2 protein-coding genes are annotated in these 2,559 nt (G+C 45.4%); one reads left to right on the top strand and one right to left on the bottom strand.

The genetic code is table 11. The annotated features are described in order from the left end of the window. The first annotated feature begins 176 nt into the window (after positions 1 to 176). On the top strand, positions 177 to 812 hold the full coding sequence (gene upp / locus RT064_RS10965; RefSeq protein ID WP_313015618.1) for a uracil phosphoribosyltransferase: 636 nt from the start codon (positions 177 to 179) through the stop codon (positions 810 to 812). A gap of 72 nt (positions 813 to 884) precedes the next feature. Here upp and RT064_RS10960 read toward each other — a convergent pair whose 3' ends face one another. Beyond that, positions 885 to 2,519, bottom strand: a complete 1,635-nt coding sequence (locus tag RT064_RS10960; RefSeq protein ID WP_409519571.1) for a vWA domain-containing protein — start codon at positions 2,517 to 2,519, stop codon at positions 885 to 887. Positions 2,520 to 2,559: the final 40 nt, after the last annotated feature.

Below are 2,559 nucleotides of genomic sequence, written 5' to 3'. Positions count from 1 at the left end.
AGTAGGTCATCGTCAGCTCCCTATCCCAAAAACACCCCCTTACAACAGTAAGGGGTGTTTTTTGTATTCCTGAAAAACTTAGAGAAAAACTCAGAATAGAAAATTAATGTTTTTATCGCAGACTTTGGGTAAAATAGGCGAAAATTTTTGGTGTGAAATTTAAAGTGAGTGTTACCATGCAAATTACCGTTATTGATCATCCCTTAGTTAAGCATAAATTATCCTTGATGCGCGAGGCAGATAGTAGCACTTATAAGTTTCGTACCTTGACCAAAGAGCTTGCCCGTTTGATGGCGTATGAAGCAAGCCGTGATTTTCCCATAGAAACAATCAGCATTCAGGGATGGGAAGGCAACCAAATTGAAGGCATTCAAATCAAAGGTAAAACCGTTACTGTCGTACCTATCTTGCGCGCAGGTTTAGGAATGCTTGATGGGGTTTTAGACCTTATTCCCACGGCAAAAATCTCGATGGTTGGATTGCAACGTGATGAGGATACCCTCGAGCCCGTGCCTTTTTTTGAAAAGTTGGTCAAAGATATTAATGAGCGTCCTGCGTTGATTTTAGATCCTATGCTTGCGACGGGCGGTAGTATGGTAGCAACGATTGATATGATGAAAAAACACGGTTGTAAAAATATTAAAGCCTTAGTATTAGTGGCAACGCCTGAAGGGGTAAAAGCGGTGAATGATGCCCATCCTGATGTGAAGATTTTTGCCGCAGCCCTCGATAGTCATCTCAATGAACAGGGGTATATTATTCCAGGTCTTGGGGATGCAGGGGATAAAATTTTTGGCACAAAACAGCACTGATGGGCAAAACAGTAAAAGCAGTAAAAAAGCTAGATGAGTCATCTAGCTTTTTTATTGAAAGTTATATAGTGGCTATTTTTTGGTGGGTTGTAAGCTATCGGCTAAGTCGATAAGCTTGATAAATTCGCGGCGAATACCTTGTGGGTCGTTGCCGATATTGGCTTGGGCGAGTCGCTTGCTATCATTTAGTTGCCAATTACCAATGTATTTGCTTTGCTTGAGGGTTTCACCAAAACTTGCCACACTTAGCGCAAATGCCAGCTCACTGCTCGGCTGTTGGGTAGTATTGGTAATGGGCAGGGTCAAAAGCGTTGATGTGTTGCTATTTGGCGCTTTATAGCGAAGTTTTAAAAAACCCAGTTCAGTATTTTTGCCGGTGTGATTGATAGGGTAAGCTTGGTAGCGGCTATCGTCTAGCCAACCTTGCTGCCCGACAGGGGTAATTTCAAACAGCGCAACCACAGATTTGCCTGCACCTAGCTCACCTGCGTCTACTTTATCGTTGTTAAAATCTTCTTTTGCAAGGACGCGATTTTCATAACCAATTAAGCGCCATTCTTTAACCGTCTGGGGATTGAATTCCACTTGTACTTTGACGTCTTTTGCCACGGTATTAAAGGTGGCTGACATTTCGTCTACCAAGGCTTTTTTGGCCTCAGACAGGCTGTCAATGTAGCTATAGTTACCGTTGCCGTTGTCCGCGACTTGTTCCATCATGTGGTCGTTTAAATTGCCTTCACCAAAGCCAAATGTGGAAAGTGACACACCGCTATCACGTTCACGGCGGATAATATCTAGCATTTCATCGACGTCCGATACACCGACATTAAAATCCCCATCGGTCATCATCAAAATGCGGTTGATGCCATCTTTTTTATAGTGGATTTTTGCTTGTTGATAAGCTAGCTTTATCGCTGCTTCGCCATTGGTCGAACCACTGGCATCTAGGCTATCAATCGCGGCTAATATTTTGTCGGTATCACTGCCTTTGGTGGCGGGAAGCGTCACTTGTGTATGACCAGCATAGGTCACGATACTGATGGTATCTTGCGCTCTCAATTGTTTGGTGAGCATTTTTAGCGAAGATTTGACCAGTGGTAACTTATCGTTGTCTGACATCGAGCCTGACACATCCACCAAAAATACCAAGTTGGCAGGCGGTAACGCGCTTTGTTTGGTGATGGTAGGGTCATCTGCTTTGATAGCCACTTTGATGATACGATTGGCCGTACGCCACGGTGCGGCAACTGTTTCCGTGCTTACTAAAAAAGGGGCATTGGCAAGGCGCTTGGCGTGTGAAAAGTCATAGTTAAAATAGTTGATAAGCTCTTCAATACGCACCGCGTCAGTGGGCGGTAATTGCCCGTCGTTGAGAAAACGGCGCACATTGGCATAGCTGCCCGTGTCGGTATCGATACTAAAGGTGGCAACAGCATCGGTGGCGGTTTGGTGAATGGGGTTGGCTGCAAGATGCTGATATTTTTCGCTATTATCCTGTGGTATCGGCATCGGCATGATAGGCGAGTAGCGTGCCATCTTGCTCATTGCTGCCGCGTCCATCATCATGGCAGGCGCAGCAACCACGGGCGTTGGGTGGGCGATAACAGGTGTGGTAGGGCTCGTATCACGGCTATTTGACGGTGAGGGGCTACACGCCGTCAATAAGCTTTGGGCGATGACGAGGCTCAGTAGTGTTGGCTTAAAAATGTCGCGCTGCATGACTAACTCCTTTTCAATCGTGACTGGC

The sequence above is a fragment of the Moraxella sp. CTOTU49097 genome (assembly GCF_032064105.1).
GTDB lineage: Bacteria > Pseudomonadota > Gammaproteobacteria > Pseudomonadales > Moraxellaceae > Faucicola > Faucicola osloensis_B.
The sequence above is the reverse complement of the archived record's forward strand: the minus strand, read 5'-3'. Positions and strand labels throughout refer to the sequence as shown.

Bases quoted from the DNA above. Each gene is read 5' to 3' on its own strand.
- upp (WP_313015618.1), top strand. From the start codon at position 177: ATGCAAATTACCGTTATTGATCATCCCTTAGTTAAGCATAAATTATCC.